Origin of the sequence: Salinicoccus kekensis, from assembly GCF_900220995.1 — a bacterium.
Taxonomy (GTDB): domain Bacteria; phylum Bacillota; class Bacilli; order Staphylococcales; family Salinicoccaceae; genus Lacicoccus; species Lacicoccus kekensis.
The window spans coordinates 187375-205492 of sequence record NZ_OBQF01000002.1; the positions used below are offsets into that span (position 1 = coordinate 187375).

The following is an 18118-nucleotide window of genomic DNA, read 5'->3' on the forward strand; positions in this document are numbered from 1 at the left end:
TCACCTCTTTATTCTTATATTGGATTTTTAAATCATTCGGCGCTCAATGGCGACGGTTTGACCTCTTCAGGTATCGGGTTGATGTATTCGTGTTTCGACCTGAAATCTTCAAACTCCGCTTTGATCTGCTTCAGTTCCTCCTCGGACTGCAGCAGGCGCAGTCCTGTCTGTGCCATGGCCTGCGCTGCGCGGAGCGTGCCGCGGTGTGCGAAATCGCTCAGCCCCTGCGATGTCATCTGCCATGAATGCAGTGCCGTGCCGAGTGCTGCAGTGGCTGATGTCAGCTGTGCGGTCGGAACGACCCAGCTCACGTCACCGACATCCGTCGATCCCGGCAGGAGGCCTGCCTCACCTTTGTATGTGGAGATGGACTCTGCAACATATTTCCCTTCAAAATCCGAGCCGTCGCCCCTGTAGCCGAATGCGACCAGCGGGTCGAGGTAGTTCTTCTGCTCCGTCTCAGGGAGCGTCTCCCAGATTTGTTTTGCGAATGATATTTCATCCTCAGTTGCCTTGCCGGCACCGACTTCCACGAACTCGTCGTAAAGCAGCGCTTCGAGGCTGCGGTTCGGTACGTAGTTCGAGCAGCCCTTATCAAACTTCACCGTGACTTCCGTCTCGGTCATGAGGGCGGCACCTTCAGCGATTTTAACGATGCGTTTGTAGATCTCATCGACCTGGTCCGTACGCGGTGCGCGGATCAGATACAGCACTTCCGCATTCGCCTGGACGACGTTCGGGGAATAGCCGCCCGTATTCGTCACGGCATAATGCATGCGTGCTTCAGGAATGACATGCTCACGCAGGTAGTTCACGCCCGAGTTCATCAGTTCCACCGCATCGAGTGCACTTCTGCCGAGGTGCGGGCTTGATGCCGCATGCGCCGACTTGCCCTTGAACTGGAAGTAGACCTGATAGTTTGCGAGCGTCGAGTTGCTGATGATCGCGTTGACCGGTGACGGATGCCATGATAATGCAGCGTCCACCCCGTCGAATACGCCCTCGCGCACCATGAAGGTCTTGCCCGAACCGCCTTCCTCACCCGGACAGCCGAAGAAAGTCACCGTGCCCGGCAGATCGTTTTCCTCAAGGTAGGCCTTCACTGCACATGCCGCAGCAAATGCACCCGTACCGAGCAGGTTGTGCCCGCAGCCGTGTCCGATATCACGCTCCATCGGCTGGTAGCTCACTTCCCCCGGCTTCTGGCTCAATCCGGATAATGCATCGAACTCACCTAAAAATCCAATTTCAGGCGCACCGGAGCCGAAAGTCGCCATGAATGCGGTTTCGATATCTGCAACATTGCGTTCCACCTTAAAGCCCTGCTTCTCACATTCTGCAGCAAGGTAAGCGGCTGAATCATATTCTTCAAACCGTGTTTCGGGATGATTGAATATGTATGCACTGACCTCTCTGAAATAAGCTTCGTGTTCCTTAAGATATGCGGATATAAAGTCCTTCATGGACCTCCCCCCCCTAATAATCTGAATAGTCTGATATACAGTATAAGGCTTTTCGGGTATGAAATGCCATACTTTGCTTTGAATTTCTCCTGATTTTGAACAGGTATAAAAAGCTCCACGATAGATTAAACCATCTCTCTCTTCCACTGTCAATAGAATTTTCAGTCATCCGTTCAATTAATCTTGTCATTATGACAATTAAATTAGTCAAAATGAAAAGTTTATGCTACAATCTGAGTGAATATAAAAGCAAAGGGTGATTGAGCATGAAAACCAGGTTGAAGGAGCTCCGGGCACGTGAGCGGCTGAACCAGACGGAACTTGCCAAACGCGCCAAAGTTTCAAGGCAGACCATCAGTTTGATCGAGCGCGAGGAATATGTCCCCTCGCTGCTCATCGCCAAACGCCTGTCCAGGATATTTGAGGAGCCGATTGAGGAGATTTTTATTTTCGAAGAGGAGGAGTTATAGATGAAACGTATTTTAAGGATTTTGATGTATCTTGTTTTAGGGTTTTTCACCGGGCTTGTAATCAGCATGCTTGCTTCCAGGAATGATGAGATTGATATGGCGGGGATTTATCAGGTGACGGGGGTTGTGCTGCTTTTAATTGCGGTCATCCTGATTTTTGTGAGCGTCTATCTGCACAGGCAGCTCAATACGGTCTCAAAAGATTATACGAAATATATGGATATGGATTCCTACGATGTTTACCGCTACAACAAATTCAACGACATCCAGGTCGTGGACACCCTGATGATGATTCTGGCTTTAGTCTCGGTTGGAATATTCGTCATACTTGAGTCGCACTTCCTGCTGACCCTCATCGCGGTGATCGCTTTCCTCGTGACCCTCTGGCTTACCATCACGCACACCGGCCTAGTCGGGCGTCTTTATCCGGATAGGAAGCTGCCGAAGCCCGGTGATAAGAAATATGCTGAGAAATTGCTTGCAGCGAGTGACGAAGGTGAACGCCACATCATGTTGAACGGTTTATACAAAACTCATGGCCTGATCCAGGTCGGTCTGATGATCGGTATTATATTGATGATATTCTACTCCCTCCTCACCGGGGAATCACAGATATTTTCAATCATTGTCGCCGGCGTGCTGCTGATTTTAGCGCAATTGAAATATTCCATGGAAATCCGGGAGAAATAAAGTGCTCCGGCTGCTTACTCAGGACTGGATATCATCGCGAATGAGCAGGGATAACAAAAGTCTGCTCATTCAGGCCCGAATGTCATCACCAATGAGCAGGGATAACACAATTCTGCTTATTTAGGTCTGAATGTCATCACGAATGAGCAGGGATAACGAAATTCTGCTCATTCAGGTCTGAATATCATCACGGATGAGCAGGGACAACACAATTCTGCTCATTCAAGACTGAATATCATCACGGATGAGCAGGGATAACGAAATTCTGCTTACTCAGGTCTGAATATCAACGCGAGTGAGCAGGGAAACAGGAAAGCTGCTCATTCAAGACTGAATGTCATCACGGATGAGCAGGGACAACACAAAACAGGCGGCTCACCCCATATCGGGTGCAGCCGCCTGTCTTTATTCCATAATTACATCGTAAATGCAATCTTGCCCATCATGCCTGCCTTGTCCAGCCTTTCGAATGCCGCTTCGTATTCGTCCAGCGGATAGCTCTTGTCCATGACCGGCTTGATATCGTGTTTCTCGATGAATTCGAGCATCTCTTCAAGCTCCTCGGTGCTCGCCATCGTCGAGCCGAGCAGGTTGTACTGCCCGTAGAAGAATTTGCGGAGGTTGAAGTCGACCGTATCCCCTGCGGATGCGCCGAAGGCAACGAGTGTGCCGCCCTTCTTCAGCTGATCGACCGACTTGTTGAAAGTCACGGCGCCGACGCTCTCAATCACGATATCAACCTTCTCGCCGTCCAAAGCTTCGTCCCAGTCGCCTTCACTGTCGATCGCCTTGTCCGCGCCGAGCTCAAGTGCGGCCTCGCGCTTCTCTTCCGAACGTGAAGTCACGTATACTTTCGCACCTGCCGCTTTTGCGAACTCAAGCAGGAACGTACCCGCACCGCCTGTCGCACCCGGGATCAGCACCGTCATGCCGCTTTCGACTTTCGCCCTCGTGAAGAGTGCGCGGTATGCCGTCATCGCCGACAGCGCAAGCACGCCCGCTTCTTCCCAGTTCAAGTGGCCGGGTTTCGGCAGGACGTTCTCCGCAGGCAGCACGATGAATTCCGCAAATGTGCCGTTGAACGGAAAACCGACGATTTCAAATCCTTCCGGCGGTGCCGCGTCATTTTTACGCCAGCCTAAAGCCGGGTTGATGATCACTTCATCGCCCACTTTGACGTCACTCACACCGCTGCCGACTTCTTCGATCACGCCTGCGCCGTCAGAACCGAGCACAAGTGCCGGATCGTCCTCTGCATGCCTGCCTGGAATGAACAGGTCACGGTGGTTCAGTCCCGCCGTCTTCAGCCTGACCTTTACATCGCCTTCGCCCATTTCATCAATTTCAACCTCGCCATATTTCACGCCTTCCAAACTCTGCTTGCCCTGATGATATACTGCTTTCATGAAATAATCCTCCTAGAAATCAATTATTTTACAGGTTGTACTTTGTAACTGCCGTCTTCTCCATTCATCTGCCAGTTCGGTGACAATGCTTTCTTCAATTCAACTGCCTGCCCTTCATCCAGCTTGAGGCCGGATAAAGTGAACTCATCAACATGATAGTCCTCTTCCGCCAGTTTACCAAACTTCAGCTTGATCAGGTTCTTCAGACCATTGAAAGTCAGAAATTTCACCTGATAGCCGTCTTCCAATAAAGTCCTGAGGCCGACGGACTCCTCCATATCAATCAGTAAGGTGAAATCCAGATTCTCCTTCACTTTCTTGAACTCATCAATATCCTTATCCTTCACCTTCGACAGGATCTCTTCATTCGTGTAGCCGTAACTCCGCAAATTTTCAATCGCATATGCATCCATCAACGTAATCGAATTCATCTTGTTCCTCCCTAATGACATGTTGAGTCCATTATACCTGATTTAAGCTTTTATGCCCCGGTAAAAAACCTGCCAGGCATCCCTGCCGCTTTTTTGTATATATTCAGCATCATACAGCCCCTGCATCGAATCGATCCCGCCGAGGAGCAGGAAATATGCCTCATATACCTGCCGGGCGGAAAGCCTGGGATCTATCGCACCTTCCCTCTTGCCATCCTCGACCACACCGCTGAATATTTCAAACTGTATATCTTCGGCTTCCCGGTATTTTCCGGCTATATATTCTTCCAGACCGGGCGGCTGGAATTTTATAAAACGGTAATAAAAATCGTTCGAGCTGTCCGGTTCCCCGGCCTCCGGGAGATGCGCCATGTAGAGGGCGGAGAGCTTCCCGAGTGCCGATTGGTTTTCTTTTTCCAAAATGTCCGTGACGAACGCGATGTAGTCAGTGAATTCCGCCTCAAGGACGCCTTTGAAGATCGCTTCCTTGCTGCTGTAGTGGGCATAGAGCGATGGTTTCTTGATGCCGACCGCCTCTGCGATCATCGCCATGGTCGTGCCCGCATAGCCGTGTGCTGCAAATTGTATTTTGCCCGTCCTTAAAATCTTCTCTTTCGTATTCAAAATCCCCACTCCTTAAGTTTCAAGTTTCTGGAAGCCTTTGGCCTTCCAAAGTATGATGAGGCCGATGATCAGGCCGATCACGCCGAAACCGAGCAGCACGGACTGGATGGAGATGCCGGCGGATGTCATGATGCCGACGATCGCATAGGCGATCGGGTCAAAGCCGTTCATGGCAAGGAATATCAGGCTCATGACCCGACCCATCATCCTGTTTTCCGTAATCTGCTGGGCGGCGGTGAAGAACGGGATGAAGACCGACGCCATGGCGAGTCCGATCAGGAACAGCAGGACCGGGAGCACCGTGAGGCTCTCGATGAAGCTGAATATGATGTAGAGGACGAGCGTGGCAAGCAGTCCGTAAAGTGCCATCCGCCCTTTGCGCCTGATATAGTAATTGCCGAGCACGACCGTGCCGACCAGCAGGCCGAGGGAGAGGCTCATCTCCATGATGCTCAAGTTGATCGGCGTGCCGCCGTACAGGTCGGTCAGGATCGGCACCGCGATATGCAGTGTGCCGAACACAAAGAAGTTCAGGCTCACCAGCACGATGATGCCGATTTTCAGGAAGTTTGACTGCCTCACATAATTGAAGCCTTCGCTGAAATTCTGCATCGGCGTCTGTTTGATGGTGTTCTCCACCGGTCCTTCTCTGATCAGCGGCGGGAATACGAAGATGGCGGAGAGTGCGACAAGTATGAATGCCGTAAAGAAGCTCAGAGTGACGGAGCCGAACTCCATGATCAGCCCGGCAAGCACCGGGCCGATCAGGAATGAGATCTGGTCCACACCCTGGAAATAGGCATTCGCCTTCTGAAGCTGGGGCCGCTCCACGATCTTCGGTATCAGCGAAGTGCTCGCCGGCCCGAAGAACGCATCAAGCATGCCGAAGAGCCCCGAGAACAACAAGAACCATCCGAGTGTCATGAAGTCGGTGAAGATGAAGAGCGTGATCAGGGCGAGCAGCACAGCCTGTGCGATGTTCGTCCCGAACATGATCGTCGACTTCTTATAGTTGTCTGCAAGCACCCCGCCGTAGATCATCATCACAAGCCGCGGCACGGTGCTTACGATCAGCACAAGCCCGAGCATTTCCGGCATGCCGAGCGTCCGGATGACATACCACGACGTGGTGGTCAGGAACATACTGAAGCCCGTCACCGCAAATATCCCGGCAAGGAGCAGCAGCATGAATGTCCTGTTTTTGAATATGGATGTATTTTCCTGATTCATGATTTATACCTCTTCACTTTTACTAACGAACGTTAGGTAGTATAGCACGGCCTGTAACCTGCAGCAATAAAAAAATCCTTCCCCGAAAGGAAGGATTATGAATCTCTTTATTCGACTGCACGGTCCGGTATGACGAACTTCGCACACAGGAAGCCGATGATGATCGCAACGACGTTCAGGCCGAATGCAATCATTGCCGCTGTTGAAACGTCCATCGCGCCTTCAAGCGCCGTGTACAGCGAGATGATGATCGCAAGACCAAAGGCTGCACCAAGCGTGGAAGCCATCTTGAATATCGCAGAAGCCACGCCGACCTTCTCAGGCGGTGTCGTGGATACTGCCGTATCCAGTGCAGGTGTTGCGAAGAATCCGATGCCGATGCCGAACAGCGCGAAGCCGATCAGACAGCTGATGAGGTATGCAGTGTCACCCAGGAATGTGAGCGACAGCAGTATCACACCCACAGCGAGGATCAGCGGTGAAACCACGATGGCACGTTTCGCGCCGTACTTCTTGATGCTCCTCTCACCGACACGTATCGTGAAGAGGATCAGCACCACGTAAGGCAGTGTGATCAGCCCCGACATGAACGGTGTGAGTTCCAGTTCCGACTGCGTGTAAATGTTGAACAGGGCGATCGAGCCGACCGTCGTGTTCAGCAGGAAGTTTGCTGTGACCGTGCCGATATACGCTTTATTGGAGAAGATCGAGAAATCGATGAACGGTTCCTTGATGCGTCTTTCCACAAAGTAGAATGCAATGGAAGCGACGATCGTGATGACTATAAGGGCAATTGAAATGCCGCTCGTCCAGCCGAGCTCCTCACCCTGCGTGATGAATATGCTGAGCGCACTCATGATGATGATGAATATGAAGAGGCCCAGATAGTCGAATCTTGATGACTCGACCTTCGTGGTCTTCACTTCCTTCAGATCCTTAAGTAAAAACAGTGCTAGCACGGACAGTGCGATGGATATGATGAAAATCCACTGCCATGAAATGAATGTCGCGATCGTCCCGGCGAATAAGGATGCAAATCCTGTACCCCCAAAAGCACCGATCGACCAGTAACTGAGTGCACTTCTGCGCCTGTCACCGGTGAATATCGTATTGATGATTGAAATCGTCGCCGGCATGAGCATTGCAGCCGAGAACCCCTGCACGATACGCCCGATGATCAAGAGCGCCGGGTTTGCCGTGATGATGATCAAAAGCGAACCGATGATGCTCAAAATGATACCCGCATAAGTGACCTTCACCTTGCCGATATTGTCCGATACGTTACCCGCCGCCACCATGAAGATACCGGTGATCAGTGACGTCAGACTGATCGATAAGTTGATGATGCCCGCACTCGCGCCGGAATAAGTCTCCTGTACATGCGGCCCGATGTTTAAAAATGCCTGGGCGAACAGCCAGTAAGTAATGATGGATAAAACGATACCGAGTATGATCAGGTTCCCTGAACGGTACGTCTGCTTCTCCTCCATTTGATAACCTCCAGTGGAATCTTGTTTTTATGAATGCATCGTCCATTCTAACATGTTTCTTTTTTCACAAATAGATTAAAATAATGTCCATTCAGCGAAGTTTCATTATTTTTTCAAGTCATCCTTCACCGGTATGGTGATGAATCCCCTGTCCACAGTGCCGAAAGTCTCTTCAGCCGCGATGCCTTTATGGATGGCATACATGCCGAATGCGCAAAGGAACGCATCCACTTTATCCTCCAGATGCTTCAGGGATTTCACAGTGACGGCCTCACTGACCGATAATCCAGGGTCTGAAATCACACCTTCCCTCGTTTCGAGCTTATTAAACCTTTCCAATAAACGTCCCATTTCAAGGACCGTCTCTTCGGCAGTCGCTTTTGGTTTACGCTTGTATTTCACAGGAGCAATTTCCGGGAACAGCCCTGCGATGATGCCGGTCGGGAACGTCTCCACGATACTTGATCCATCATGGCTGAACCCGATCCGGATATCCGGCATCGCGTCCTGAATCGTGTGCATGAACGTCTCGCCCCGGATTTCACCGAACACCTTCAGGAAATAATTCCTGTTGGCGTTGAAGGCACGGAGCCTGTGCCCGTTGATCTTTGCGCGCATCATCTCGCCTTCTGCCCCGCGTGAACCCCCGTCATTGTTGACGACGAGCGGCGCATCGACGGCGATGATCATGTCCCCGTCATGATGCAGTTTTATGATTTCGAGGAGCTCTTTATTCGTATAAACTTTCGCGTCCAGGTGCACGACGCGCCCTTCATCATCGATTATACAGATGCCCGTCTCATTCTTATACGTCCACGCAAGGTCGATTCCGACATATTTCATTATATATACCAGCCTTTATAATTAAGAATAAGGGGGCATGCCCCCTCTTCCAGTCTACCCTATCTTCTTGTACTGCTGCTGGTGGGAGGGCGTCTTCCCAAGGACTTCAACGGATTTTTTGCCGCCCGCCTTTTCCAGGAATGCACGGCCGAGGGCAGTCCTCACCTCGGTCGGCAGCCTGTTCCATTTATAACCCTTGAACAGATCTTTTAGAATAAAAACTTCTCCGTCCTTCAGCTGCTTCGTCTCCTGCCAGGCTTTCTTCAGCAGTTTATTCTCATCTTTTTTCGCCATCTCTTCAGCCTCCAATCTCAATTACAAATATATACCCTGTTTGTTCACCTTATTAACTATAACAGCGTTCCACCGGGCAGACCAGACCCCACTTGGCCGACGGACATGCAAAATAAAATCTTCGAATTCCGTAATTTCATGATTTCACCTTGTTTCTACGGGGTAGAGAGTTACTAGTGAATATCAATTGTTAATGGAGTGGTGTGATGGAGAGGTTTTTAATGCTGGTTGTGATCGGCACAATTTCAGGGGTCATTCTGGCTGCGGCCATGAAGCTTGTAAGGATAGTGACAGGCAACAAAGCAGACATACTGCTTTACAATATGGACTACATCCCCGGCCTCAAGCAATGGGCGGATAAGAAAATCACCGGCCTGATCTTTCATTATGTGACGTGCATCGTGAGCGCGGTCGTTTTATTTTACCTCCTCATTCCTTTTGAGCTTGAATATGCGATATGGCCGTACATCTTTGTATTTTCCCTCGGCGGCGGCATCCTGTACTTCCTGAGTGCCCTGACCCCGACGCCGCCCGATCATGAGGACTGGATCTCCTGGTTCAACTGGACGGCGAGCCATGCGTTTTTCGGCTTTTCGGTCGGCGTGCTCATATTCTGGTTCATTTAAAATATAAAACAGGCATCCGGATGGAATGCCTGTTTTGCACTTTTAAACCAATTCTTCATACACTTCCGCAACGATTTCGTGGCTTGGTTTCATGCCGATGTTCTTCGGCAGTACACCTTTAAGGTGCGCTGAAGCCATATGATCCTCAAGGTCGCGGACATTTTCATTGTTGCCGACAAGGTATGCACATTCAAGCCCCCGGTCCTTGATTTCCTTGCCGAGGCGCGGGGCCAGATTCTTATACCAGCGGCTTTTATTTTCCTCGAAGCGCTGCTGGAAATCATCCTGTCCCGAGCTCCTCGATCCGGGCGGCGTGTCACCCCCGTAATCCAGCCAATCTTCACGGTTCAGATCCCAGCTGTAGGCGAACTCGTCCTTGATCGACCCGAGCTCCGTTTCAATAAACCGCACGTCCTGCTGCTGCAGCACTATGATCCCCGTGTTCGGATACCTCTGGACCAGTTCCTGCAGCTGCTGCACCGCCGGTGCTTTATCCCAGTGCATCGTCGTCGTCACCGGAACCTGCAGGATCATTTCCTCCCACAGCTTCTCATCAGCCGATGTGAAAATGACGAGCCCCTTCTGCAGATCCCTCTGCAGTTCACCGACACGGTCCTCCACGTTCTTGAGCAGTTTCTTCAACGCCTTTTTCTCCGCTTCCGGTGCTGCGTTATCTGCATGGTACTTCAGATCCTTGATCTCATTCTTCAGATGGATTTTCCACTCACCGTTGTTCAGATCCGGATTGCTCGCATCCGTATGCAGATACAAAGTCAGTACGCCGATGTCGTCCTCAATACCGTTGATACGTTTGATATCTTTTCTTACAGACATATATTTGCCTCCTCTGAAAGATGTTCATGTATACGCTTTCTACCTATACATAATTCCCTTGAGGCGGAGATTTGAAACATCTGTCATTTCTCGGAAAGCCATGTCTCAAACGTATACGACATCTCCCAGAATGCGAGTTCGTATTCCTTCGCGATGACGAACTGTTCGATGATCTTCTCTTTCTCATCGTCACTTGCCTTTGCCGCAAGGTCATCCAGGAGATCGATCATTTCCTCAGTCGACTCCTGGAACCAATCGCTTGCATACATATTGATCCAGTTCCGGTAAATTTCAGTGTCCGGGGCTGCATCCGCGTACTTTTTGCCGATATCCGCATACAGCCAGTAGCACGGCAGTATTGCCGAAACAATCTGGGCGAGGCTGCCTGAAAGCGATGCCCTGTACAGGTGTGACGTGTACGCATAAGCCGTCGGTGCAGGTTTAAAGTCTTTCATATCTGCATCCGTGATGTTCAGAATTTCCGCATGTTCCTTATGGACCGTGAGTTCCGCTTCAGCCGTATTCTTCGCCTTTTCCGAGAGGCTCGCCGACACTTGAAAATCATCCGCATGTGCAGCAGCAAAGGCATGGATCTTACCGTAATGCTTCAAATAATAAATATCCTGCATGATATAGTTCTTGAACGTCTGAAGCGGCAGATCCCCCTCGACAATTCCTTTTACGAACGGATGGTTCAGGCTCTGCTCCCAGCTGTCCTTCGTCTTTTCCCGCAACATTACTGAAAAACGCATAAAAAAATTCCTCCTGTTGATGATATTCACAACGGAGGAGAGGGACATGCCCTTATATTAAATCGTTCATAATAATCGGCGATTTCCACTTCCCTCCGCTGGTATTAACCAGATCAGGTTCAAAGGGTACTTCTCAAGCCGTAAAGGCTGCCCCCAGCTGAAACATATTCGGTTATACTGCCAATATACATGAGTCAGGCGGATACTTCAACGACCTGCTCACTTCTTCTCCCGATTCGTCGTCTTGTACTTTTCACCTTCACTGTCATAAGTGATCCACTCACCGACCGGTTCTCCTTCTTCAAAATGCCCTGAGCGTTTGATGGTGCCATCCGTCCGGTACCATTCCCAGTAGCCGTCCGGCTGGCCATCGACGATTTTCCCCTTCGACCAGATCGAGTTGCCGTCTGCATGGTACTTGATCGTGTAGCCGTCGATCACTTCAGACTTCTTCTTTTTGACCATGGTTCATCACCCGCTTCATAATCTCTTGCCGAAGAATATATCCGGTCTGCCCCGGCCGTTCGCATCCGGCAGGACACCGATGATCTTATAGCCCATCTTCAAATAAAACCCCGCCTGATGCGTGCCCGGATTGAATTCCGCAAGTTTTGACGGCAGGTCGTCATACAGGTCCGCATCTGCCAACGATGTCTCGCCTTCTTCACTCTCATCATCCGCACCGAGCCAGATGGTGAGGCCGCCCTGCCGCTTCGCTTCTTCTTCCAGTGCTTCAACGATTGTTCGTCCGATGCCTTTCCCCTGCCGATCCTCCCGGACGGCGAGCGGATGCAGCCCAAAGACATTGCCGTCGTATCCAGGCGCAAGAATGCCACCCCAGCCGATGACTTCGTCCCCTGCCACAGCAGCGAGCAGCGTATTTTCAGGGACAAGCAGTTCTTCTATTTCTTCCATGGCGTCTTTGAACGTCGGATAACCGATGTTTAATGTGTTGGTCAAAATCTCTGCAGCCTGGTTCAGCTGAGCTTCATCAAGCTTTGACATATCGATGATTTTCATACAGTCATCTACTCGCTTTTCGTCAGCACGGTCACCGCTTCTATATGGTTCGTCTGCGGGAACAGGTCGACGGGTGTGACGGGACTGACTTCGTAGCCGCCCTGACCGCTCAGTATCTTCAAGTCGCGCTGCAGCGTGCTCGGGTTGCATGAGATATAGACGATTTTTTCAGGAGATACGTCGATCAGGCTTTGAAGGAAGTCTTCGTGGCAGCCTTTCCTCGGCGGGTCGACGAAAACGACATCCGGCTGGACGCCGTCGGCGACGAGACGCTTCATCACTTCTTCGGACTTGCCGAGGTGATACTCGGCATTCTTGATGCCGTTCAGCTGCGCATTCTCCCGCGCATCTTCGACCGCGGAGTCGACGACTTCAATGCCGATGAGTTTCTTCACATGGTCCGCTGCGACCTGGCCGATGGTGCCGATGCCGCAGTATGTGTCGACGATGGTCTCATCGCCTTTAAGATCCGCAAGCTTCAATGCCTCGGTATATAGTTTTTCAGTCTGTTCATGGTTCACCTGATAGAACGAGCGGGCACGGATCTTGAACTTTTTGCCGAGCAGCTCGTCGGTGATGTATTCACTGCCGTGGAGCACTTTCGTCTCGGAACCGTAGATCACATTGGTCTTGTCCATATTGAAGTTCTGTACGACGCTTGTAATCATCGGGAATTTTTCAGTGAGGATCTGGATGATGCCGCTGAACGGATTTTTACGGCCGTTCGTGATGAAGCCCACTTGCACTTCGGAATCATCATGATTCGAACGGATGATCAGATGGCGCAGCAGGCCTTTATGCTTATGTTCATCGTAAATGGAGATCTCGAACGTCGTAAGGAGTTCCCGCACTTCATTCATGATGTCGTTATGGATATCCTTTTGGATGTAGCAGTGCTTGATGTCGATCACATCATGGCTCCTCGGCCTGTAGAGCCCGATTCTGATTTCGCCGTCCACTTTCTGGACGGGCATCTGTGACTTGTTCCGGTAATAAAGCGGCTGTTCCATGCCGATCGTGTCATGGATGTTGACGCCGAGGCGGGCCTGGCGGTTGATGTCCGCTTCAACCGCCCCTTTCTTGAATCCTTTCTGTTCGGCATAGCTCAAAGGCTGGATCTGGCAGCCGCCGCACTGGTAATAGTATTCGCATGGCGGGATGATGCGTTCATTGGATGGTTCAATCACCTTGATCATCCTGCCGAAACCGAACTTTTTATTCGTCTTGATCACTTTGAATTCTATTTTTTCATCTTTCAATACATCCTGTATGAAGACCGGATAACCGTCGATTTTCACCACGCCGAGTCCCTGATGGGTGTAGTCCTCGACCGTACTTGTATAATAACTGTTCTTCGTCACGGGTTGCGTCATTTATTATCCCTCTTACATTTCAATTTCGTACCAACTGAATCCATCATCGATTTCCCGGATATGCCTGATCGGCTCATCCTTGATATACTCCTGCGCCTTCGTCGCGGAAATGAAGTGATACCTGCCTCCAGGGATGATGGTGATTGGATTTTTAAGCTTGAAGTCAGGTTCTTCCTTCATATATTTAATTACGAGATCGCGTATCGACTGGTCCGATGCGTGGAGCACTTCACGGTCCCGCAGGAACGGTGTGTATGAGACCCGGTAGTTGTGTGCGGGGATGATGAATTCATCGTCCGGTGCGATTCGCTCGCCTTCATACGACATAGAAACAATCCGTTCGGAGTTACTGATCTGCTTCGCTGCACTGCTGTAGCGCGGCGGGCGGCTGATGTCGATCGTATAGTCGAGATCGATGAACAAGTCGAAGTTGTAGCCCGGGAAGCCTTCGCGGGAGCGGTTCGGATGAAGGAGGTTGTCTTCATCCGGTGAGGTGAACTGGGAAGCGCTCCACTCGAGCCATTCCTTCAGTGTACGCCCATCCACCTTGATGATCATGAAGCTGTTCGCATGCTTGTAAAGATCGATCGCATCGCTCAGCGTGAACGGTCCGGCATCGATGACGGTATAGTCATCCGGGCCGTCCCGCCCCGACTTCACCGCGGACGCAAAAGCAAGCACCGGCAGGTCCGGCAGGTTGATCCCGTCCTTTATTTCATGCGTATGATGCTTCACCGCCTCGGCCACCGCCTGCACGGAATAGGATGGTGCGACCCTTGAGAAATACGAATGCCAGGCCGTCCTTATCTCACCGAATTCGGTGCTCAGGAATTTGAGCACTTTCCTGTGGTGCCCTTCATACTTTTCGAGCAGCCGGACAGAAGGCGTGATCTTCCCCGCTTCGATCAGCTGCGCCTTAGAATCGGTGATGGTGAAGCCGTCCTCCATATCGATCTCAAATGACAGTTTGCCGAGATGGCTCGCTGAAACGTCGGGCTGGACCATTGGCACACCGTTCACCGTCCCTTTGACGATGTCGAGTGTGCTCACATCAATTTCATAGCTGTCATGCGGGAAGAGTTCATGCGTATGCCCGAAGACGATCCCGTCGATATCTTTTAAGAACGTCATGAGGAGCGTCTGGTTTTCCCCGAACTTCTCAAGGTCTTCCTTCGCACGGCTCATCCCCGAATGCGACAACAGTATCACCATATCCGCACCTTCCGCCTTCAATGCGGCGACTTCGCGGTCGATCGAGTCCTGCATCGGGTCGACGTCGACCCTGCCTTCAAGGTTCTGCTTATCCCACTTCATGATCTGCGTCGGGACTGCACTGACGAACCCGATTCTGAACGCACCTTCCGGCGTATCATAATCCAGAATCACATTCTTTTTGATTTTGTCACTGAGCGGTGAGTCGAGGAATTCGATGTTGGAGTTAATGATCGGGGGTTCCACTTTGCTGTAGACGGCATCCAGGTACTCCAGGCCGAAGTTGAATTCATGGTTGCCGAGCCCGATGACGTCATACATTTCATTCAACTGCTCGGCAATCAGCGGGCCTTCCGGGTGTTCGACGTCATAGTCGCTCCATACATCCCCCTGCAGCAGATCCCCGTTGTCCACCGTGATGACGATTTCATCCGGATGATCTTTTTTATACTGTTCTATATATGATCTTAAGACCAGCAGACCCTGGCCTGTGGGTTTATGGTCGAAGTAATTGTAGGGGTAGATTGCCCCATGGACATCCGAAGTTGCAAAAATAGTCAGCTTCATGTTGACCTCCTGTGGTTAAAGACTAAAGAACACAGTGGGTCCCCACTGTGCTGCCGTTACATTCCATCATGCATATGTTCTTCATAAAATTCATCGGGCACACGGATGGCAATATGCTGCTGATAATTGACGAAGCGCGCAGGCAGAAGCCCCCCGAATTCACCGTCCAGGTTCAGCTGCACTGAATCATAGGAAGACACCCTGATGTCGCTTGCTTTCGCGTAATGCACCTTCTCATGGTTCAGGTGCTCACCCCGTGCCGCCATCGTCATGATCCGTGCCAGTTCGACCAGGCTCACATCTTCGACGATGAGCAGGGAGAACATGCCGTCGTTGAACTTCGCGTTCGGCACCAGCTTGTCGAAACCGCCGATGGAGTTCGTGAGCCCGATCAAAAACAGCATGACTTCCCCTTCGAATACATTTTCATCGTATTCGATCCGGATGTTCGTGCTGGTGATCTGGGGCAGTATTTCAATCCCCTTGATATAGTAGGCCAACGGCCCGAGCACCGCCTTCAGCTTGCTCGGCGCCTCGTAGGAGACTTCGGTGATTTTGCCGCCGCCTGCGATATTCATGAAATATTTGTTGTTCATCTTGCCGATGTCGACAAACATCGCCCGGCCGTTGATGATCGTCTCGACAGCAGACTTGATGTCGCTTGGAATATACAATGCGGAGGCGAAGTCGTTCACCGTCCCCATCGGTATGATGCCGAGGTGCGGCCGCGCCTCGAAGTCGGCCATGCCGTTCAGCACTTCGCTGACCGTACCGTCCCCGCCGACCGCAATGATCAGATCAAAGCCGAGCTCACATGCCGCCCGCGCCGCTTCCGTCGCATCACCTGCACGCGTCGTCGCATGCGCACTCGCGATGTAGCCGCTTCTTTCCAGCTGTATGAGGACATCAGGCAGCGCGTTTTTGAAAGTTTCCCGACCTGATGTCGGATTATAGATTACCCTCGCAGTTTTCATTTCTTTCTCCTACTCGTTTTAGAATAAAGTGATCCAGGTCCTGTTGTTGAAAGAAATATCACCTTCGATAAAACCGGTCGGCATGCCGGTGGAAACTAAACACCTTTTAAATCTGCAGCGCTTTCCAGCAGGTTGGAAAAAAACTGCATCTTTTCAGTTTGATATTGTGCTTCACTTATCTTCTTTTCTTCATATCGTTTTTTTAAAGTTTGAAATCTTTTAAGATGCGCCTCATTCTGTGTGAGCAGCTCTTTGCAGACGAGAATCTGGGACTTCTTATTGAGCCCGCGCGGCGTAAAGATGAAGTTCACATTGAACTCGCCGAATTTTCCCCGCGCCACCATCTCATCACTGAAATACTGATTGAAATCCTCGATGATTTCATAGCCTTCAGCGACCAGAATTTCCTTAAGTTCGGACGTATCCGTTATAGTTTTAAGGATGACAAGGACATCGATATCGTTGAAACCTTTCACTTCCTTGATGCTTGTAGAACCTATGTGATGAACTTCGATGACGTTTTCCCTGAAATGATCCAGCATCTCCATCGATGCTTCCATGTAATGGTGTTTTGTTATGTTATAATATTCATTCATAGTAAGCATACATATTCATCCTTATATATTATCAATCAAAATCATTTTGTGTATAATATAGTATGATATCTCTTTATTTTACATATTATATCACAGAAACATCAGAATAATATACACACATTCCAGGAGGACCTCATGAAGAAAATATTATTGGTTGTTGCTTTAATTCTATTTGCCGGCGGGCTGTATGTCAATTTTATGGTGGGACCGTCCGCAGAACAGGTGGACTCAGTGGATGAGACGGAACCCGCAGAAGATATCGCCGGGGATGATGCAGAAGAGCAGGGAGAGGCTCCGGAAGATGACAGCGGAAGCGCCGAAGAGACCGAAAATGAAGAAGCGGCTGCGGAAGAGTCCGATCCTGAAGTTGCTTTCAACCAGGAAAGCTTGGATGAGTTGCATGAAGAAGCGGCAGAAAACAATGAAGCCTTGATCATCGATGTGCTCCTCCCGGACTATTACAGTGATGATTTCACGGAAAATCTGGAAGATGAGTTCGGGACGGAGACGATCCAGTTCAACAGGCTCGCACTTGATGCGAACACTACAGAGTTGAGTGAGGTGGGCGTCAATGAAAACAGTGATGCGGTCATCATCGATGCCCTGCAGATCCGGGACTACGATGACGGCATGCTGACGGAGCGCGAACAGGAGGCCCTCAGCGTCGCCTACATGAACATTTATGATAATGATAAGATTGTTTTCCTGCTCGGTAACCCGAATGTGGATCCAGACAGCGATTTGGAGGCCGTCCTCTCGGAAGATGAAGCCTACTTCACCGAAAATGACTACTACTATATCGACAATCAGGATGTCGCGGCTGATGATTATTATGAAGAAGACGAAAATGTGATGGCTCCGGAAGTTGAAAATGAACTCATCGCCAATATATATGATTATCTGATCAGTGAATCTTGATTGAAGCGGCCCCGGCCGCTTTTTTATTTGGCCGGAATCGGGGGTGCTGTGCAGATGGAAGGATTTTTGAGGTTATTTAAACGGCACGGCTCTCCAAGTGTCTAGTTAGCTGGATTTTTAAGACTAACTAAACGGCCAGGCCCTCTAAGTGTTCAGATAGCCGGATTTTTGAGGTTAACTAAACAGTAAGGGCCTTCAAGTGTTTAGTTAGCCGGATTTTCAAGACTAACTAAACGGCAAGGACCTCCAGGTGTGCAGATAGCCCGATTTTTAAGACTAACTAAACAGCCAGGCTCCCTCAGATA

Annotated in this window: 20 protein-coding genes and 1 riboswitch; of the genes, 4 read left to right on the forward strand and 16 right to left on the reverse strand. The window is 50.4% G+C overall.

Annotation, left to right across the window (positions count from 1 at the left end):
* Positions 1-32 precede the first annotated feature (32 nt).
* Entirely contained in the window at positions 33-1463 is a 1431-nt protein-coding gene (locus CRN96_RS05660; RefSeq protein WP_097040018.1) for a M20 family metallopeptidase, read from the reverse strand.
* 266 nt (positions 1464-1729) lie between these two features.
* Here CRN96_RS05660 and CRN96_RS05665 point away from each other — a divergent pair, with 266 nt between their 5' ends.
* Both CRN96_RS05665 and CRN96_RS05670 read left to right on the forward strand, forming a co-directional pair.
* On the forward strand, positions 1730-1933 hold the full coding sequence (locus tag CRN96_RS05665) for a helix-turn-helix transcriptional regulator (RefSeq protein ID WP_097040020.1): 204 nt from the start codon (positions 1730-1732) through the stop codon (positions 1931-1933).
* Complete coding sequence (locus CRN96_RS05670) at positions 1934-2623, forward strand: DUF3169 family protein (protein ID WP_097040022.1); 690 nt, start codon at positions 1934-1936, stop codon at positions 2621-2623. It begins immediately after the preceding gene.
* Between the two features lie 416 nt (positions 2624-3039).
* Here the strand turns inward: CRN96_RS05670 and CRN96_RS05675 are convergent, their stop codons facing one another.
* The 7 genes from CRN96_RS05675 to CRN96_RS05705 all read right to left on the reverse strand — a co-directional run bounded on the left by CRN96_RS05675 (position 3040) and on the right by CRN96_RS05705 (position 8941).
* Positions 3040-4029 (reverse strand): zinc-binding dehydrogenase, encoded by a 990-nt coding sequence (locus tag CRN96_RS05675; RefSeq protein ID WP_097040024.1) that lies wholly within the window; start codon positions 4027-4029, stop codon positions 3040-3042.
* A 23-nt stretch (positions 4030-4052) separates the two neighbouring features.
* Positions 4053-4460, reverse strand: coding sequence for a hypothetical protein (locus CRN96_RS05680; RefSeq protein WP_097040026.1), 408 nt, complete (start codon positions 4458-4460; stop codon positions 4053-4055).
* 42 nt (positions 4461-4502) lie between these two features.
* The gene (locus CRN96_RS05685) at positions 4503-5084 is read right to left on the reverse strand and encodes a TetR/AcrR family transcriptional regulator (RefSeq protein WP_179647123.1); all 582 of its coding nucleotides are present in this window, start codon (positions 5082-5084) and stop codon (positions 4503-4505) included.
* Positions 5085-5096: 12 nt separating this feature from the next.
* Positions 5097-6314, reverse strand: a complete 1218-nt coding sequence (locus CRN96_RS05690; protein ID WP_097040030.1) for an MFS transporter — start codon at positions 6312-6314, stop codon at positions 5097-5099.
* Between the two features lie 107 nt (positions 6315-6421).
* Positions 6422-7804 (reverse strand): MFS transporter, encoded by a 1383-nt coding sequence (locus CRN96_RS05695; RefSeq protein ID WP_097040032.1) that lies wholly within the window; start codon positions 7802-7804, stop codon positions 6422-6424.
* A 105-nt stretch (positions 7805-7909) separates the two neighbouring features.
* The gene (locus CRN96_RS05700; RefSeq protein ID WP_097040034.1) at positions 7910-8647 is read right to left on the reverse strand and encodes a DUF429 domain-containing protein; all 738 of its coding nucleotides are present in this window, start codon (positions 8645-8647) and stop codon (positions 7910-7912) included.
* Between the two features lie 54 nt (positions 8648-8701).
* Positions 8702-8941 (reverse strand): DUF1413 domain-containing protein, encoded by a 240-nt coding sequence (locus tag CRN96_RS05705; RefSeq protein WP_097040036.1) that lies wholly within the window; start codon positions 8939-8941, stop codon positions 8702-8704.
* A 206-nt stretch (positions 8942-9147) separates the two neighbouring features.
* Between CRN96_RS05705 and CRN96_RS05710 the strand changes: the two genes are divergently transcribed.
* The gene (locus CRN96_RS05710) at positions 9148-9567 is read left to right on the forward strand and encodes a hypothetical protein (RefSeq protein WP_097040038.1); all 420 of its coding nucleotides are present in this window, start codon (positions 9148-9150) and stop codon (positions 9565-9567) included.
* 42 nt (positions 9568-9609) lie between these two features.
* On the opposite strand, the gene CRN96_RS05715 is transcribed toward CRN96_RS05710, so the two are convergent.
* From CRN96_RS05715 to CRN96_RS05750, 8 genes are all read right to left on the reverse strand, one after another.
* Entirely contained in the window at positions 9610-10401 is a 792-nt protein-coding gene (locus CRN96_RS05715) for a VLRF1 family aeRF1-type release factor (RefSeq protein ID WP_097040040.1), read from the reverse strand.
* Between the two features lie 83 nt (positions 10402-10484).
* A complete protein-coding gene (gene tenA / locus CRN96_RS05720) occupies positions 10485-11153 on the reverse strand; it encodes a thiaminase II (protein ID WP_097040043.1) in 669 nt (222 codons plus the stop codon).
* Positions 11154-11226: 73 nt separating this feature from the next.
* Positions 11227-11318, reverse strand: a riboswitch (TPP riboswitch).
* A 54-nt stretch (positions 11319-11372) separates the two neighbouring features.
* Positions 11373-11618: a toxin-antitoxin system YwqK family antitoxin gene (locus tag CRN96_RS05725; RefSeq protein WP_097040045.1), complete on the reverse strand. Its 246-nt coding sequence runs from the start codon at positions 11616-11618 to the stop codon at positions 11373-11375.
* A gap of 15 nt (positions 11619-11633) precedes the next feature.
* Positions 11634-12158, reverse strand: coding sequence for a GNAT family N-acetyltransferase (locus tag CRN96_RS05730; protein WP_218839917.1), 525 nt, complete (start codon positions 12156-12158; stop codon positions 11634-11636).
* 23 nt (positions 12159-12181) lie between these two features.
* Positions 12182-13546, reverse strand: a complete 1365-nt coding sequence (gene rlmD, locus CRN96_RS05735) for a 23S rRNA (uracil(1939)-C(5))-methyltransferase RlmD (protein ID WP_097040049.1) — start codon at positions 13544-13546, stop codon at positions 12182-12184.
* A gap of 12 nt (positions 13547-13558) precedes the next feature.
* Positions 13559-15325: a metallophosphoesterase gene (locus tag CRN96_RS05740; protein WP_097040051.1), complete on the reverse strand. Its 1767-nt coding sequence runs from the start codon at positions 15323-15325 to the stop codon at positions 13559-13561.
* Between the two features lie 56 nt (positions 15326-15381).
* On the reverse strand, positions 15382-16299 hold the full coding sequence (locus tag CRN96_RS05745; RefSeq protein ID WP_097040053.1) for a diacylglycerol kinase: 918 nt from the start codon (positions 16297-16299) through the stop codon (positions 15382-15384).
* Between the two features lie 95 nt (positions 16300-16394).
* Positions 16395-16895: a GrpB family protein gene (locus CRN96_RS05750; RefSeq protein WP_218839918.1), complete on the reverse strand. Its 501-nt coding sequence runs from the start codon at positions 16893-16895 to the stop codon at positions 16395-16397.
* A 135-nt stretch (positions 16896-17030) separates the two neighbouring features.
* Between CRN96_RS05750 and CRN96_RS05755 the strand changes: the two genes are divergently transcribed.
* Positions 17031-17813 carry a hypothetical protein gene (locus CRN96_RS05755; protein ID WP_097040056.1) on the forward strand — a complete coding sequence of 261 codons (783 nt, stop codon included), beginning with the start codon at positions 17031-17033 and terminating at the stop codon, positions 17811-17813.
* Positions 17814-18118 lie beyond the last annotated feature (305 nt).